General features: G+C 53.9%; 10 protein-coding genes, 2 tRNA genes and 1 pseudogene. 5 read left to right on the top strand and 8 right to left on the bottom strand.

The window, feature by feature from the left end:
* Window positions 1-45 precede the first annotated feature (45 nt).
* Complete coding sequence (locus MRBBS_RS11970; protein WP_014871780.1) at window positions 46-1,551, top strand: MBL fold metallo-hydrolase RNA specificity domain-containing protein; 1,506 nt, start codon at window positions 46-48, stop codon at window positions 1,549-1,551.
* Between the two features lie 74 nt (window positions 1,552-1,625).
* On the opposite strand, the gene MRBBS_RS11965 is transcribed toward MRBBS_RS11970, so the two are convergent.
* The 4 genes and pseudogenes from MRBBS_RS11965 to MRBBS_RS19065 all read right to left on the bottom strand — a co-directional run.
* Entirely contained in the window at window positions 1,626-2,963 is a 1,338-nt protein-coding gene (locus MRBBS_RS11965) for an HlyD family type I secretion periplasmic adaptor subunit (RefSeq protein WP_014871779.1), read from the bottom strand.
* Window positions 2,963-4,705 carry a type I secretion system permease/ATPase gene (locus tag MRBBS_RS11960; RefSeq protein ID WP_014871778.1) on the bottom strand — a complete coding sequence of 581 codons (1,743 nt, stop codon included), beginning with the start codon at window positions 4,703-4,705 and terminating at the stop codon, window positions 2,963-2,965. The genes MRBBS_RS11965 and MRBBS_RS11960 overlap by 1 nt, the downstream gene beginning before the upstream one ends.
* An 86-nt stretch (window positions 4,706-4,791) precedes the next feature.
* Entirely contained in the window at window positions 4,792-8,061 is a 3,270-nt protein-coding gene (locus tag MRBBS_RS11955) for a hypothetical protein (RefSeq protein ID WP_014871777.1), read from the bottom strand.
* A gap of 481 nt (window positions 8,062-8,542) precedes the next feature.
* Window positions 8,543-8,665: pseudogene (locus MRBBS_RS19065) on the bottom strand (PLP-dependent transferase); the annotation flags it as partial.
* 279 nt (window positions 8,666-8,944) lie between these two features.
* Between MRBBS_RS19065 and MRBBS_RS11950 the strand changes: the two are divergent.
* A complete protein-coding gene (locus MRBBS_RS11950) occupies window positions 8,945-9,220 on the top strand; it encodes a helix-turn-helix domain-containing protein (RefSeq protein WP_014871774.1) in 276 nt (91 codons plus the stop codon).
* Window positions 9,221-9,409: 189 nt separating this feature from the next.
* On the opposite strand, the gene MRBBS_RS11945 is transcribed toward MRBBS_RS11950, so the two are convergent.
* The gene (locus MRBBS_RS11945) at window positions 9,410-10,603 is read right to left on the bottom strand and encodes a trans-sulfuration enzyme family protein (protein ID WP_014871773.1); all 1,194 of its coding nucleotides are present in this window, start codon (window positions 10,601-10,603) and stop codon (window positions 9,410-9,412) included.
* Between the two features lie 127 nt (window positions 10,604-10,730).
* Window positions 10,731-11,813: a zinc ABC transporter substrate-binding protein gene (locus tag MRBBS_RS11940; RefSeq protein ID WP_014871772.1), complete on the bottom strand. Its 1,083-nt coding sequence runs from the start codon at window positions 11,811-11,813 to the stop codon at window positions 10,731-10,733.
* A gap of 266 nt (window positions 11,814-12,079) precedes the next feature.
* Here MRBBS_RS11940 and gltX point away from each other — a divergent pair, with 266 nt between their 5' ends.
* From gltX to MRBBS_RS11925, 3 genes are all read left to right on the top strand, one after another.
* Window positions 12,080-13,567 (top strand): glutamate--tRNA ligase, encoded by a 1,488-nt coding sequence (gene gltX / locus MRBBS_RS11935; RefSeq protein WP_014871771.1) that lies wholly within the window; start codon window positions 12,080-12,082, stop codon window positions 13,565-13,567.
* A 143-nt stretch (window positions 13,568-13,710) separates the two neighbouring features.
* Window positions 13,711-13,786: transfer RNA gene (locus MRBBS_RS11930), tRNA-Ala, on the top strand.
* 11 nt (window positions 13,787-13,797) lie between these two features.
* Window positions 13,798-13,873 (top strand) — tRNA-Glu (locus MRBBS_RS11925).
* 117 nt (window positions 13,874-13,990) lie between these two features.
* Here the strand turns inward: MRBBS_RS11925 and MRBBS_RS11920 are convergent.
* Both MRBBS_RS11920 and MRBBS_RS11915 read right to left on the bottom strand, forming a co-directional pair.
* The gene (locus tag MRBBS_RS11920) at window positions 13,991-14,842 is read right to left on the bottom strand and encodes a 6-carboxytetrahydropterin synthase (protein ID WP_014871770.1); all 852 of its coding nucleotides are present in this window, start codon (window positions 14,840-14,842) and stop codon (window positions 13,991-13,993) included.
* Window positions 14,839-15,471 carry a hypothetical protein gene (locus MRBBS_RS11915; protein WP_227497511.1) on the bottom strand — a complete coding sequence of 211 codons (633 nt, stop codon included), beginning with the start codon at window positions 15,469-15,471 and terminating at the stop codon, window positions 14,839-14,841. Before MRBBS_RS11915 ends, MRBBS_RS11920 begins: the two co-directional genes overlap by 4 nt.
* Between the last annotated feature and the right edge of the window lie 157 nt (window positions 15,472-15,628).

Below are 15,628 nucleotides of genomic sequence, written 5' to 3'. Positions count from 1 at the left end.
TAACGTTCAGGAGTTGGTTCACTTTTTAGCAACAAGGAGGTTGTTATGATCAATATATCCCATCACGGCGCCGTTTCTGGCGTTACTGGCTCTTGTCACGAGCTAAGCATTACTCCGCCTGGTTCGTCGCATCCTGCGGCGGGTATCCTGATTGACTGCGGCCTGTTCCAGGGCGCAGACGCTGCTGGCAAGTCGTCGGTCGCTGACCTTTCTATTGATTTCCCCCTTGATCACATTTGTGCGCTGGTGGTTACCCACGTGCACATAGACCACGTTGGCCGTATTCCGTATTTGCTGGCGGCGGGGTTTGAAGGCCCGATTATCTGCACTGAGGCTTCAGCCATTATGTTGCCTGAGATTCTGGAAGACGCCCTGAAAATTGGCTTCACCCGGGATAGGGCGCTCATTGAGAGGGTGCTGGGATTAATTCGCGATCGCCTGGTTCCGGTGCCTTATGGGCAATGGCATTCGGTGTTTGTGGCGGATGACGAATCCGGTGGTTCTTTGGATGTTCGTTTTCAGCCGGCAGGTCACATTTTGGGCTCGGCCTATGTGGAATGTGATGTTACCGCAGTAGGGCAAGAGGGAGCGCACGGTGGAGAAGGCGAAGGCGAGCGTGTAGGGGAACAGGGCGAGCTGGTTAATGAGCGCATAGTCTTCAGTGGTGATTTAGGTGCTTCCTACGCGCCGTTGCTGACGGCACCGGTGTCGCCGGAACGAGCTGATCGGTTGGTGATTGAGAGCACCTACGGCGATAAAGATCACGAAGATCGCACTACACGACGTTTGCGGTTAAAACAGGTGTTGCAGAGCGCGCTGGCCGACGGCGGTACGGTCATTGTACCGGCGTTCAGTATTGGCCGAACTCAGGATTTGCTGTACGAAATTGAAAGCTTGATTCATGAATTCGGCGCTGAGCCTGTGGCGCCGGGTGTGCAGTGGCAAGATCTGGAAATTGTGGTGGATTCGCCCTTGGCGGCAGAGTTCACCCGTATTTATCGCCAGTTAAAACCCATGTGGGATGCGGAAGCTCAGGAAGTGCTGAGCCAAGGCCGGCACCCGCTGGGTTTCGACCAGCTTACGCTGATTAACAGTCATGCGAGTCATCTTGAGGCGGTTGAGTATTTGGCCAGTTTCAAGCGCCCGGCGGTGGTGTTGGCGGGTTCAGGTATGTGCGCTGGTGGCCGGGTGGTGAACTATCTGAAAGCGATGCTGGGCGACGCCCGTAATGATGTGTTGTTTGTGGGCTATCAAGCCGCGGGCACACCAGGTCGGGATATTTTAAAATACGGCAGCAACGCGGGTGTGCGAACTCCGGATCAGGCTGGCTGGGTGGAGCTTGATGATAAACGTTACCCCATCTGCGCCCGTATTCATCAGGTTGGTGGTTATTCAGCCCATGCTGGGCAGAGTGACTTGCTGAATTTTGTGTTAGGTATTCCTGAGGCACCCATGGAAATTCGAATTGTGCATGGGGATGATGACGCCAAGGTGGCGTTTAAGCAGGTGCTGGCGGCGGCGGTGAGTTCGAGGGTGATGATTGCTGAGTGATGCATCCATAGTTGCCAGGGTAATTCCCCCATTTTTAGGGGGGCCGCACTCAACCGGATCATTGCAGCCCTTTATCAATGTTCAAGTAACGACGTGTTCAGCACATTCAGCGCTGGCTTCATCAGGTATTGGAACAACGTTCGGGAACCGGTTTTGATGACTACTTCAACCGGCATGCCCGGCACCAACCGGAACTTACCCAGCTGCTGTTCCAACGATTTCGGGTCTGCCACCAGCTTGCCAATATAATAGGCGCTGCCATCTTCTTCATTCACGAAGCTGTCGGCTGAAAGATCAACCAGCTGACCCTGCACGATCGGCGTGTTCGCCGTATTGAAGCCGGGGAAACGCAGGTCAGCCAGCATACCCAGCGCTACCGAATCAATATCCGAAGGAGCAATCCTGGCTTCCATCACCAGTTTGGCATCACTAGGCACCACTTCCATCAGCACATCGCCCTGACGAATTACCCCACCTATCGTGTGCACCGCAAGCCCCATCACCATGCCATCCACCGGCGCCCGAACGTCCGCTTTACGAATACGGTCCTCCACCACATACAAACGCTCTTCCAGGTCATAAATCTCGGATTTGATGCCTGAAAGCTCATTGGCTGCTTCGGTTTTAGCGTTGCGCTCAACCTGAATAATCTTCAGCCCTGCTTCGGTTACCCGCACATTGGTGCTGGCTATTTCGGATTTGTGTTCGGCAATTTCACCCATGTACTCATCACGCTGGCGTTGCAGCTCACGAATCCGAAGGTTATTGGAAAGCCCCTTGGCAAAAAGCGCATCGTACTGAGCAATTTCTTCATTGTAAGACGTCACCATGCGGGTTTTGGCCCCAATCATCTCCTGCAGCCCCTGAGCCTGCAGTTTCAACTGCTCGATCTGCTGCTCCAGCATCGCCACCTCCCCCAGACGAGCCTCACGCCGAGCCACAAAAAGCTCATAGGACGCTTTCCGGGCTTCGGCCCCGCGGCCATCCTGCTGCAGAATATCCGCGAACTCTGGCTCATCTGCACCGGTCAACTCCGCCATAAACCGCGCGTCTTCTGCCTTCGCGGCCATCAGCTGACCGGTCAGAATCTGCCGCTCAGCCCGGGCCTGGGTGTCGTCCAGGCGCATCAACAAATCCGCTTGCTGAACAGACTGCCCCTCTTGCACCAGAATGGTTTCAACAATACCGCCTTCGTAGTGCTGAACCCGCTTGCGATTGCCCTCTACCTTCACAATGCCTTGCGCCATCGCCGCAGACTCTAAAGGGGCCAAAGCCGACCACACACCAAACACCAAAAACACTAGCACCACAATGGCCGACCCAAACAACAACACCCGGCGATCACCAGAAGCACCGGCCGCTGTGCCAGCCGAGCCCTTACCACTAAAACTACTCAACGATGGCCCGGCCATTATTGTGAAGCTCCCGGAACCGGATTACGGGCAATCTTGCGCACCGGCACCGGTGCCGGCCTGGCGGCCTGGTTCATGGCTTCCAGCACCTTGGCACGCTCATCAAAATCACGAACCTGGCCGTCCACCAACACCAATATTTTATCGACCGCACTTACCAGCGACATCCGGTGAGTAATCACCAGCACGGTAATACCCCTGCGTTTGAGTTCAGCAATCGCCCGCGCCAGATCCCGTTCACCGGCATCGTCCAGATTGGAATTAGGTTCATCCAGTACCACCAGTTTAGGGAATTTGTACAAAGCCCGAGCTAGCGCAATACGCTGGCGTTGGCCACCAGACAGCACGCCGCCGCTCTGGCCGATTACCGTATCGTAGCCCTGGGGCAAACGCAGAATCAGCTCATGCACACCCGCCAGTTTGGCGGCCTCCACCACGGCATCGGCATCTACATCGCCAAAGCGGGCAATGTTGTCTTTCACGAAACCATCAAACAGCTCAACATCCTGCGGTACATAACCCACAAACGGGCCAAGCTGCTCCCGGTCCCACTGGGTTATATCGGCGCTGTCGAGCCGTACACACCCTTTGGCGGCAGGCCATACTCCCAGCGCCGCACGGGCCAGGCTGGATTTGCCAGAGGCACTGGGGCCAATCACCGCCACCACCTCACCGGCATTAATCGCAAACGACAGGTTTTTCAACACCGGCACTTCCGAGCCCGGCGGCACCACAAACGCCTGCTCAAACGCCAGTTTGCCAACCGGTTCCGGCAAATTCATGCGGGGCGGCTGTTCTGGCACTTCGTTCAGCAAATCGGTAACCCGCTGGTACTGACTGCGCGCCGCACTGAATCCCCGCCAAGCACCAATCAGTTGGTCAATCGGCGACAGCGCACGGCCCAACAAAATAGAACCGGCAATCATCACCCCGGGTGAAATCTGCTGCTCCAGCACCAAGTAACCACCCAGCCCCAGAATCAGCGACTGCACCAGCATACGAAGATTCCGGGAAGCACTGGTTAACGCCGCCGAGCGCTTGCTGGCTTGCGCCTGCAACGCCTGAACTTCCTGATGCATGGGCTGCCATTTACCGCGCACGCTGCCCAGCATGCCCATGGCATGCACTGCCTCAGCATTCTGGAAATTGCGGGTAAGCAGCTGATGCACGCCAACCGATTTTTTGCTGGCATCCTGCAACAGCGGGTTGGTGAGGTACTCGTTAGTGAATGCCAGTGCCAGCAACACCAGTGCTGCTCCCACCCCCATCCAGCCATAAAGGGGGTGAAACACAAACATGATGGCGAGGTACACCGGCAACCAGGGAAAGTCCAGAAACGCGAACAGGCCATTGCCGGTGATGAAATTCTTCAAACCGAACAGATCCTGCAGGCCTTGGGAGCCACTGTTCGGCGCCGCCCGCAGCTTGTTCACAAAACCGGCGTTGAACAGCCGGGTAGCCAACAAAGCATCAATACGCTCACCCAGGTGAATCAACACCCGGGAGCGAACCCACTCCAGGCCACCCATGGAAATCATCAAAAAGGCCATAATCAGTGTCAGCACCAATAAAGTGTTGTAGCTGCCACTGGTAATAACCCTGTCGTACACCTGCAACATATAAATGGCGGGCACAATCATCAGCAGGTTAATACAAAAACTGAACACCACCACAAACCAGAACGAACGTTTACACAGCGCAAACACTTCCCGAATCAGGTTGACCTGGTTTTTGTCTTGCATAGGAATCCAGAAGAAAAGCAGAAAAAACGACCCCGGCATGATAGCCGGGGTCGTTGTTGACACAACCCGAAGGTTGTTAAGGGGTGTTACGCGAACATGACGTCGTCTTGTTTGGCACCATTCACCATGATGTCATAGCCAGTGTCGGTCCGATCAATGGAAACATTCGCTTCACCAGAGCCGTTATCGATACTGAACTCAAAGAACTCGGTATTGATCACCGCGTCAGTGCCCTCCCAGATATCGTCATAACCAACGTCCTGGACGGTTACGGCAGAGATGTAGTCCCGCGGCACCTCGACAGTTTTCGCGGGCGCTGCCACACCCTGTGGCAATACCTCCAGCGTATAGTCACCTGTCATCGCAAAATAGCTTTCCACGCTTACATAGACCGTACCCGTAACGTTCGGAGTAAACTCAATATACTCACCTGCATTATCAACCTTGTTGAACCAGTCACCGACGTAACCATCAAACTCGCCCGTAATGCCTCTAACAATAGGATCAGCTCCCTGGCCAGTTGAATCGTCACCCTGACCACGAATAACGTAGGTCTGCCCCGCATCAACCGCAACGGCGAACGTATCAACGTCGTAATTGGATTCAAATGCAGAGCTCACAGCATTACCGGCCGTTAGTGCATCCGAGGCTTCCTGCGGATTGTCGCCAACACCATCCAAAGAAATCACATCGTTTAGAATGATGTTGTAAAGATCCCCATAGAAAGTCGTTCCGATCGTTACCGTCGAACCGTTTACAAAGACATTAACTTCTGGGGCCGTAACCGGGCCATCGTAGTATCGAGTTTGGTACACGGCAGTGTCGTCACCACCGGCGCCATCCATCATGTCGTTACCAGCACCCCCGAATAAATAATTGGCGCCAGCGTGACCCACGAGCCAATCGTCACCACCTCTGCCCTCAACCCAAACGGTTGACGTATCGGAAACATCGATATCCGCTGCGAAGTCAGCAACATTGATAAAGTCAGCATCGTTTGTGCCAAACACTGCGTCAAAGCCAAAATCATCTGATTCTGCGTAAATATCACTGGGAACATTGCTTCCCCAAACGTCGTAGCCCCGCTCAGCATCAAACTCGACTTGCATTTGCGCCCCAAAGGGACCATCAATACTGACATGGTTCACATTAACAACGGTATCCCGGCCATTATCACCGTCAGCAGCCCACAAATCATTTACCCAACCCACGCCTTCAAGGCTCAGGTTGTAAAGGTCCTGATTGTTAACGAAGACAGTGATGGAGCCGTTATCTTCAATCCTGTAATCAAAGACATAAGTGCTACCTTCGGCATCCCAAAATTGATCGAACGCAGAAGGAGTGGCTGAACCGTAATAGGCTGAATCCCATTGTGAATCCGCCACACCGTCAATAAAGTCATCGCCAGCACCGCCCTCAAACCAATTGCTGCCAACATGCCCCACCAGCGTGTCGTCTCCGCCACCGCCCCAGAGCCAGATGTCGGAGTTTTCGTCAAATACCTGCGGATCGAAGCCATTCTCTTCGCTTACAATTAAAGTGTCGGCAGACTGCGTACCATCCATATAACCATTTTCGGGCGCTGTGCTTATTTCCGCAATCGTGGTGCCGGATACCTGATAGCCTCCTTCATCTGTGATCGAGATCTTAAGCCAATCCACAGTACCTTCAATTTTAACAACCTGAATCCCTATCAAGGTATCAGTACCGAGGTTTTCGGTGCCGGGGCGAAGATCCGTCACTGTTCCCGTGCCATCGGCATTCAACTCAACGGTCATGACTGCTGTTCCATCCTTGGTAATGGTCAGCTTGCCATCACCAAGGTCTTCGAAATTCAGAAACGGAGTATAATTCTCGAGGTCGAAAAGGCTGAACGCAGCGGTATCATAGCCCCCGCGACCATCCAGAGTGTCGTCGCCGCGGCCCCCTTCCATGTAATTACCACCAGCATGGCCAAACAGAGTATCGTCGCCATTTCCGCCTTCAACATCAATCCAGTTGCTCTCGGTGAAGTCCGCTAACTGAGGAATGGTTTCGACGTCAATGATTTCACTGGCCGTGGTGCCAGCAACTTCGGCCTCTTTGCCCCAGTCTTCGTCCTCAACCTCTACAAACAACTCGTGGGGCGACTTGTAGAAGTACTCACCGGTTTCCTGGTTATACGTAATACCAAACTCACCCTGGCCGTTCAAAACGAAAACAACGTCGACATTTACCAGGGTGTCGCGCCCTTCATCGAGACCATCGGCAAGGGAGAGATCTTCAACCCAGTTGAAGTCGCTGCCGGTCAGATTCAGTCGGTAGAGATCGCCTGTATCATCAAAGATCACCACATCGCCGTTCTGTTCAGTGCGAATATCCGGTGCCTGGGTTGCGCCATTACCTCGCGCATCGTAATAGGCTTCCTGGTCCTGATTACTGTCAGAATCTTCCTGGCCCATCAAGGTGTCATCACCCGCACCACCGATGAAATAGTTCTCACCGTTACCACCCACAATGATGTCATCACCAGCGCCCCCGAAAATATCTACCCCGGAGTTTGAGCTGTTGGTACCTTCCGGCAGAACATCCGGAATCACAATGTCGTCTGCGCCAGCGGTTCCATAAATTGCGCCTTCGTTACCCCAATGACCTGATAAATCCGAGGTAACTCCTTCGCGCGCATCAAGGCCTCGGCCAATAAGGCCATCAGCATTGAAATCGATGCCGTCCAGGATTTCATAAGCCTGAAGCACACTTTCCGGTAGCGGGCCAATAAGTTCTATCTGGCTGGCAAACTGGTCATAAATGAACACCTGATAGTCGCCAGAAACGGCATCGCGGCCAATCGCCAGGTACTCAGTTTTATCGGAGCCCGAATCCTGACGAACCAGGTTAACCATTTCAAACGTGTCAGAAAGCACGACCTGGCTTCCACTGCCATCCAGAACAGACGTTGTCACACCATTAATGGTTACCGTATAACCTGACGCCGTCCATTGAAGCGATGCCCCATCAATCTGCTTTACGACACCTTCGTTGACTCCCGACCCAGACAGAACGCCATCGCCATTGAGGTCAATGCCGATTTCGGCTTCGCGCTCGACGTAGCTTTCAACGGTATCCGCATCGGTGTAGGTCTGCAGCGTGCCCATTCCATCAAACCAGCGCAGGTCGATGCGACCATCGGCAAATTCCAGAACGGCCACGTAGCCATCCCCCGAAGGCTCGACATGGGTGTAACTATAAAAGTTACTTTCACCATATTCCGAACCATCACTCCGCTTTAGGGTGAGCAAATCTGAATTCGTAGAGATCTTATATACACCATCGATGAGCAATAATGATGCGTTACCATCCTGTTCAATCACACTCATTTTCTAAGTCCCTATAGTTTTTGGTTTTATCTCTACTGCAATCTAACTTGCCGACATTACTAAGGTTTTTAACGCGGACACACGACACGGACTGCTTGACCCTAAAATAATTTAACGTTACAAAATATACACGTTAATAGAGGCTACATAAAGCAGTACTGGAGTTTTTGCATTTTTTACGTAGCTCACTAACTTCAGCCCGCTTACTCTGGCGGGTTGTCGAAAATCAGATGGCCTAAAAAAGTCAGGTATAGTTATAAATATCAACGGGATGCGTGGCAGATCTGCCGGGCCCTATTTACAGGCTTTTTATAAGCTAGCAATGGCTCGCTTTGCCAACGACAGTTTTTTTTGTGGGCGTTTTGTTGGGCTGTGCAAGTATTCTTCATATTTCTGATTAATCGATGGCTCTTAGGATAGATAAAATGGGCTAACTCCATGTACTTCATGACGATATTGCCACCTACGTTGGTGTCCGGAATCATTGAACTAGTGCATTCAGTGCCTGCTCTAAATCCGCCATCAGATTCTCCGCGTGTTCCAATCCTACCGACAATCGCAATAAGCCGTCAGAGATGCCCCTTTGTGCCCGGTCTTCGGGTGTCAGGCGGCCGGTGAGTTCGAGGGTGATCACTTGCTAAGTGATGCATTACAACGCGGCTGGCTTTATTTTCGACATGTAATTAATTACTGCCATTCCGATCAGGTGCTTAAATCGAGCCGCTTGCCCTTGTGTACAAAATATTGTACTTTAAATTTGTGAAGTCAAAAGTAATAGGAAATCTATGCTCAACGATGTTGTATGGGTCGGGTCAAGTTAGACCGACCTGAGCGATAAAGATGTAATTGTTGAACGTTATCGCGAAGCGAAAGAGAGGTTGTCATGACAATTGAAATCACTAAGGGCTCGGTATTCGATGCTATCGAAGAGGACGCTGCGGCAGCGGAAGTGCTGAAGGTTAAGGCGGCGCTGCTGGATTGCATTCGTAATTACATTGCCTCGCATGGCTTAACTCAACAGCAAGCAGCGGATTTAATGGGTGTGCAGCGCTCAAGAATTGGTGATGTTGCCAGAGGCCATGTCAGCGTGTTCTCTATTGATGCTTTGGTATCGATGGCTGCGCGGGTAAACCTGCACCCAGTGACGATCGCTGCTTAAGGTTTTTAAGTCTCGGTTTCCGTCAACAAACTGATTTAAAAGTCATTTAACAATTTATGGTCAGTATTGTGTTTTTTTCACCCCTCAAAATCACTATTTTGTCTTTGTTGCTCCGTTATCTAGCTTAAAACCAAAATAGTGACCGGAAAGGTGGGTTGTGAGCACCAAACAAGACAGCTTAGAACCCAGCTAGTCCGCCGGGCTATCCAGCGCCTGCTCCAAATCTGCAATCAAATCCCCCGCATCTTCAAGCCCCACCGACAATCGCAGTAAGCCATCACTGATTCCCCTTTGTGCTCGGTCTTCGGGTGTCAGGCGGTAGTGGCTGGTGGCGATTGGCTGGCTGACCAAGCTCTCTACGCCACCCAGGCTGGTGGCCAGCAGGAAGATTTGCAGGTGGTCTTCCACACATTCTGCGGCTTTGCCGCCGCCTACAATATCAATACTAAGCATGCCTCCGAAACCGTGCATTTGTTGTTTGGCGAGTTGGTGGCCGGGGAAATCTGGCAGGCCGGGGTAGAGTACGCGGCTGACTTTCGGGTGTTTTTCCATGGCGATGGCGACGGCCATGGCGTTTTCGTTGTGCTGGCGGACTCGTACGTGCAGGGTTCGTAGGCTGCGCGACAGAAGCGCGGCGATTTCCGGTGCCAGTATCTGGCCCAGGCTTTTACGCCAGGCGACGACGGGTTTGGCGAGTTCTGCGCTGGACATAAAGGCGCCGGCGGTTAAGTCGCTGTGGCCGGCCAGGTATTTTGTGGCGCTGTGCATGACCAGGTCCGCGCCAAGTTCCAGCGGGCGCTGGTTGATGGGGCTGGCGAAGGTGTTATCAACGGCCAATAAGGCGCCCTTGGCGTGGGCGCGGCGGGCCAGGTCGGCGATGTCGAGTATGGCCATGGTTGGGTTGGCTGGGGTTTCGCAGTACACCAGCATACCGGGTTTGGTCAGATGCTGTTCCAGCTCATCCAGCTGTTGGTTCAGCAGAAATATGACGGCAATGCCCAGGGGTTCAAAATGATTCACCAGCAGTTCTTGGGTGCCGCCGTACAGGTCGCCTGCGCACACTATGCCGTTGCGGCCATGGGCAAACAGGGTGGCAGAGATGGCCGCCATGCCGGAGGCAAACGCTAATCCGGCTTGCGCTGATTCCAGCTGCGCCAGACCTTGTTCCAACTCTTTAATGGTGGGATTGGTGCCCCAGCGGGTGTACAGGTTGCCGTCGTTTTCACCTTTTACCACGGCCAGCTGTTCGGCGGCGGTGTCGAAGCGGTAGGTGGTGGTGTTGTAAATCGGCGAGTAAGGGCTGCCTTGCTGGTCCCGATGGCGCCGGTTGTGAATGATGCGGGTGGCGGGGTGGTGATTGGGTGATGGGCTGTGCTCGGGCATGGCTGAAGCTCCTTTTTGGGGGAGCAGTTTCTCATAAAGCTTACTTTCGGGACAGATTTGAAATCTGTCCCGAAGGACGAAAGCCAAAGAGGGGACGGATTTGAAATCCGTCCCCTGGCCCCCCTCACTAGCGGCAGTTCAGCACGGCATCGGCGATGCTTTGTTGGAACTGCTCATAGCCTTCGGGCGTTGCGGGTATGTCGGTGGCCAGTGGGTCCCAGGTGCTGAAGGTGATGTCTAGGCCCTCTGTAATGCTTGTCCACCATTGAGTGTTGAATTGGGGTTCGGTGAGCAGGCAGGCGCTGCCGGCCTGTTGTAGCTGGTTTTGTACTTCGGCGATGTGCTTGGCGCCGGGGCTGAGTGCCGGGTTCAGTGTGAGTACGCCTTGCAGTTGCAGGCCGTAGTGTTCGGCGAAGCGGGTGAAGGCGCTGTGGTAGGAGAACAGTGTCCGGTTTTGCAGCGGTTCGAGTTGCTCGCGGATGCTGGCTTCGCGGGCATTCAGGCGTTGTTCAAACGCTTCCAGATTTTGCTGAATGGCCTGGGCGTTGGTGCTGTCCAGCTTTGACAGTGTTTGTGCAATGGCGTGGGCCATTTCAAGGGCCTGTTGTGGGTCTACCCAAATGTGTGGGTCGTCACCCGTGCCGTGGTCGTGATTGTGTTCATCATTGGGCTGGGTGTGCTCGTCGCCGTGGTCGCTGTGTTCTTCTTTTTTGCCAGTGTGATTATTGTGTTCGTCTTCGTCACTGTGACCATTGTGGTTTTCTTCGTCACTGTGATCATTGTGTTTTTCTTCGTCAGCCTGGTGTTGTTGATGGTCATTGTGCTCACGGCTTTGATCATCGTCGGCGTGGGGGGCTTCTTCGTTACGGTTGTCAGTTTGGCCCATCAGTTGATGGGTTCTGCCGCTGAATTCGTTATTGGCCAGTAGGCGGGTAAGGAAGCTTTCCACCTCTGGCCCTACCCAGAAGATGGCGTCGGCCTGCTCCAGAGCGCGGCGCTGGGACGGGCGCAGGGTGTAGTTGTGCGGGCTGCCGCCCGGGGCGACGAGGCTGGTAACAGTGACGTCATCGGTGGCCACGGCGCGTACCAGTAGTTCCAGCGGTTTGATGGATGTGACTATCTGTGTGTCGGCGGCTGCGGGTAGGGCAGCGGCGAGTGTTATCAGGCCGGTCATAAAAACGGCATGGGGCAGGCGCAGTTGGGTGTTCATGGCTTGGTGTTCCATTCAGATTTATCAGGGTAGGCGGCGGTGGCCGCCGAGTGCTTTAAGAATGTTATAATATTACATTAACGAGGTGCGGCGCAAATGCAGTCTTAAGCGAAAGCGTTGGTGGCAATGCGGTTTGCCGGTTTGGTCGTTATAATGAAGGACTAATTGACGATTAACGGCCACTTTCCAGTCTTTCAGGCTCTCACTTTATTCTCTAATGCTCTTATTCCCAGGCTATTCTCGGGAATTTATTTCAGGAACCATTCATGACTTTAGTCCGTACTCGAATTGCCCCGTCGCCCACTGGCGATCCGCACGTTGGCACCGCTTACGTGGCCTTGTTCAACCTGTGTTTCGCGCGCCAGCACGGTGGCCAGTTTATTTTGCGCATTGAAGACACCGACCAGGCCCGCAGTACACCGGAATCCGAACAGGAAATTTTGACTGCGCTGCGCTGGCTTGGTTTGAACTGGGATGAAGGCCCCGATGTGGGCGGCCCCCACGGCCCTTATCGCCAATCGGAGCGCAAGGATTCTTACGCCCAGTACGCTGAAGACCTGGTTACGGCCGGCCACGCGTTCTATTGCTTTCGTACGCCGGAAGAGCTGGATGTGATTCGTGAAGAGCGCAAGGCCGCGGGGCTGAACCCGGGCATTAAGGGCAATCTAGAGCTGTCACAGGAAGAGGTGCATCGTCGCCGGGAAGCGGGCGACCCCTATGTCATTCGCATGAAAGTGCCCGATGATGGCGTGTGCGAAATTGCCGACATGCTGCGCGGTATCATCGAGATCGACTGGGCCCAAGTAGACTGCCAGATTTTGCTGAAGTCTGACGGCATGCCCACGTACCACTTGGCGAACGTGGTGGACGACCACCTGATGGAAATCACCCACGTGCTGCGCGGTGAGGAATGGATTAACTCGGCGCCCAAGCACAAGCTGCTGTATGAGTATTTCGGCTGGGACATGCCGGTGCTGTGTCACTTGCCGCTGCTGCGTAACCCGGACAAGAGCAAACTGTCGAAGCGCAAGAATCCTACCAGCATCAATTTTTATGAGCGTATGGGCTTTCTGCCGGAAGCGGTGACCAATTACCTGGGCCGCATGGGCTGGTCGATGCCGGATGAGCGCGAGAAGTTCACTCTGGACGAGATGATCAGTGATTTTGATATTCAGCGAGTGTCGCTGGGTGGCCCGGTGTTTGATGTCGAGAAACTGCGCTGGCTGAACGGCCTGTGGCTGCGGGAAGAGCTCAGCGATGAGCAGTTTCTGCAGCGTATGAGTCAATGGTGGTTCAATCAGAACGATTTGGCGGCGCTGGTGCCGTTTGTGAAGGGCCGTGCCGACGTGTTCTCGGATGTGGCACCCATGGCCCAGTTTATGTTCAGCGGCATGTTGCCGTTGACGCCAGAGAGCTTCGCCCACAATAAATTGGAAGAAGGGCAGGTGAAGCGGGTCCTGCAGTTTACGTTGTGGCAACTGGAGGCTCAGCGCCACTGGAGTAAAGACAACATATTTGCCGATGTGAAGTTTCTGGCTAAGGCGATGGACCTGAAAATGGGCGATTTTATGTTCGCTGTGTTCGTGGCGATTGCCGGTACGCCGAATTCCTGGTCGGTGATGGACTCTATGGAACAGTTGGGGCCAGACATGACCCGTGCGCGTTTGCGCCATGGGTTGGAAGTTTTGGGTGGTTTTTCCAAGAAGGAAACCAAAAAGGTAGAGAAAGAATACGCTGCGTTGAGTGCGGAATAATCAATCTGTTCAATCGGTAAGCGCTATCTGGTTAATTATTAAACGCGAGCGGCAGGGATGCCGGCGGATTTCGACAGACCTGAAAAAAGTGACAGAAAAGGGTTGACGGCCCAGGGGTCGATCCTTAATATACGCATCCGTTGGGGGCCATAGCTCAGCTGGGAGAGCGCAACACTGGCAGTGTTGAGGTCGACGGTTCGATCCCGTCTGGCTCCACCAATTTTTTTCTAGTCCCCTTCGTCTAGCGGCCTAGGACTCCGCCCTTTCACGGCGGCAACAGGGGTTCGAACCCCCTAGGGGACGCCAATACGGCTTGCAGGTTTAGTCCACCGGCAAGCCATCAAAAAAACCACCTTCGGGTGGTTTTTTTGTGCCTGTAATATAAGGTCAAAGGGACGGATTTCAAATCCGTCCCTGACTGGCTCATCGCGACGCCATGCCCCCTTTCCCAACACCCTCATAGGCCCTCACCCGAATCGAATCTTCAGGAAACTCCTGCTTCAGCTGATCGGCGATGTGCCCGGCGATCAGTTCCACCGTGGTGTCTGTGTCCATCATGTACACGCGGCTGGCGGGAAGGGTTAAGGCGAACTCGCCCTGGTTGGCTTCGTATTCGAAGTGGATGTATTCGGTGCCATGGTCGTCTACAAAGCGGCGGCTGACGTCTTCTTCGGTGCCCACGTAGATGTCTTTCCAGAGTTTGGCCCAGAGCGCTTCCAGAGCTGTGTCTCGCTGTTCGTTGCGATGGATGCAAATGGGCGAGCGATGGCCGTGGGCGATGCGCTGGCAGTTGCCCAGGTGCTTTTTCAGGCCGTGCACGTAATGGTAATAAGGCCCTTCAAGCACTTCTTCGCGCAGGTGTACGTCTACGGAGATCACGTTTTTTGGCAGTACGGCTTTCAGTTCGTGTTCCAGCAGCGTGGCAACAGCCGCTTTGGTGACGGTATCGCCTGCCAGCCAGAGCACGGCTTCATCCGGGCCAGTGTGGGCGATCTGTTCACCGTTGGTGAGCGGCCATACAAAGTGCTGGGGTGTTTGGTCATTCCGCAGCAATCCCGGGTGGCCTTTTGGTACGACCAGGCGGTGGTCTACCTGGGCGTCGATCACCTGCTTGATCACCCGTTTGACGTGTGAAAAATCGAACACCATGCCCTGTTCGTCCAGCTCGCCGCCCAGAACAATATCGGCAATCCAGCTTTCACCCACTAAGCCGCGGGTTGCGTCCAGGTAGGCGAAGTCGATGACGGTGAGGTTGTCTACAAACAGGTGATTCATGGAGCTTCCGCAGTGTTGGAGGGTGTTTTAGATAATAGGCTATTCGATGCCGTGCTACTGGTAAGTGCGTTTGGTGGTGTGTTTGGTGATGTGTTTGGCGACGTGCTGAGTGCCGCGTCGGCTGTGCTGTATTGGTGCTCCCAGGCGCGCATGTAGACGTCGGCTTCGTATTCATAAGGCGAGTGGAACGGCGACAGAACAAAATCAAAGATCAAAAAGAAGCAGCCGATAGACGCCCAGGCAATCACCAAGGTACTGAGGGTGTTGGCTTGAAGTTCCGGATTGCTGCCGATGAAGTCCTGCAGTAGCGCAATCATATCATTGGCCAGTACAACCGGATTAAATTGGGCCAGCACCAGCGGAATCCAGAAGGCGAAAAACACCGGAAAAAACCCGAATGACCACAATACCCGCCGCAACAGATAAACCGTCATGGCTCGCCAGTAGTGATGGCGCACAGCCGGTGTCTTGCGGATGCTTTTCAGGTAGCGTCTGCGCTCATCCCAGTAAGCGGCGACTTCACGGGCCGGAACTGGGTCGCCAGGCGCCTGGCTGGTGCTTAATGCCAGGGACGGTTTTGGTGTTTGTGAGTCTGCGGGGTTGCCGAGGGTATTTTCTATTGGGCTCATAGTGATAGCAATAACCTTGTTGCACCGGGTGTGCTGCATGATAACGGATAACCCGTGTTACGCTGTACCTTTGCGCTTCTTACATCGTATCTGTTCATAACGTACCACCTTGGAACAGCGTCAGCGTGTAACGATTTTACCGCGCAACCCATAATTG

It is taken from the genome of Marinobacter sp. BSs20148 (genome assembly GCF_000283275.1).
Taxonomy (GTDB): Bacteria; Pseudomonadota; Gammaproteobacteria; order Pseudomonadales; family Oleiphilaceae; genus Marinobacter; species Marinobacter psychrophilus.
This window is presented reverse-complemented; position numbering and strand designations above follow the sequence as displayed.

Bases quoted from the DNA above. Each gene is read 5' to 3' on its own strand.
- MRBBS_RS11970 (WP_014871780.1), top strand. From the start codon at position 46: ATGATCAATATATCCCATCACGGCGCCGTTTCTGGCGTTACTGGCTCT.
- MRBBS_RS11965 (WP_014871779.1), bottom strand. From the start codon at position 2,963: ATGGCCGGGCCATCGTTGAGTAGTTTTAGTGGTAAGGGCTCGGCTGGC.
- MRBBS_RS11960 (WP_014871778.1), bottom strand. From the start codon at position 4,705: ATGCAAGACAAAAACCAGGTCAACCTGATTCGGGAAGTGTTTGCGCTG.
- MRBBS_RS11955 (WP_014871777.1), bottom strand. From the start codon at position 8,061: ATGAGTGTGATTGAACAGGATGGTAACGCATCATTATTGCTCATCGAT.
- MRBBS_RS11950 (WP_014871774.1), top strand. From the start codon at position 8,945: ATGACAATTGAAATCACTAAGGGCTCGGTATTCGATGCTATCGAAGAG.
- MRBBS_RS11945 (WP_014871773.1), bottom strand. From the start codon at position 10,603: ATGCCCGAGCACAGCCCATCACCCAATCACCACCCCGCCACCCGCATC.
- MRBBS_RS11940 (WP_014871772.1), bottom strand. From the start codon at position 11,813: ATGAACACCCAACTGCGCCTGCCCCATGCCGTTTTTATGACCGGCCTG.
- gltX (WP_014871771.1), top strand. From the start codon at position 12,080: ATGACTTTAGTCCGTACTCGAATTGCCCCGTCGCCCACTGGCGATCCG.
- MRBBS_RS11920 (WP_014871770.1), bottom strand. From the start codon at position 14,842: ATGAATCACCTGTTTGTAGACAACCTCACCGTCATCGACTTCGCCTAC.
- MRBBS_RS11915 (WP_227497511.1), bottom strand. From the start codon at position 15,471: ATGAGCCCAATAGAAAATACCCTCGGCAACCCCGCAGACTCACAAACA.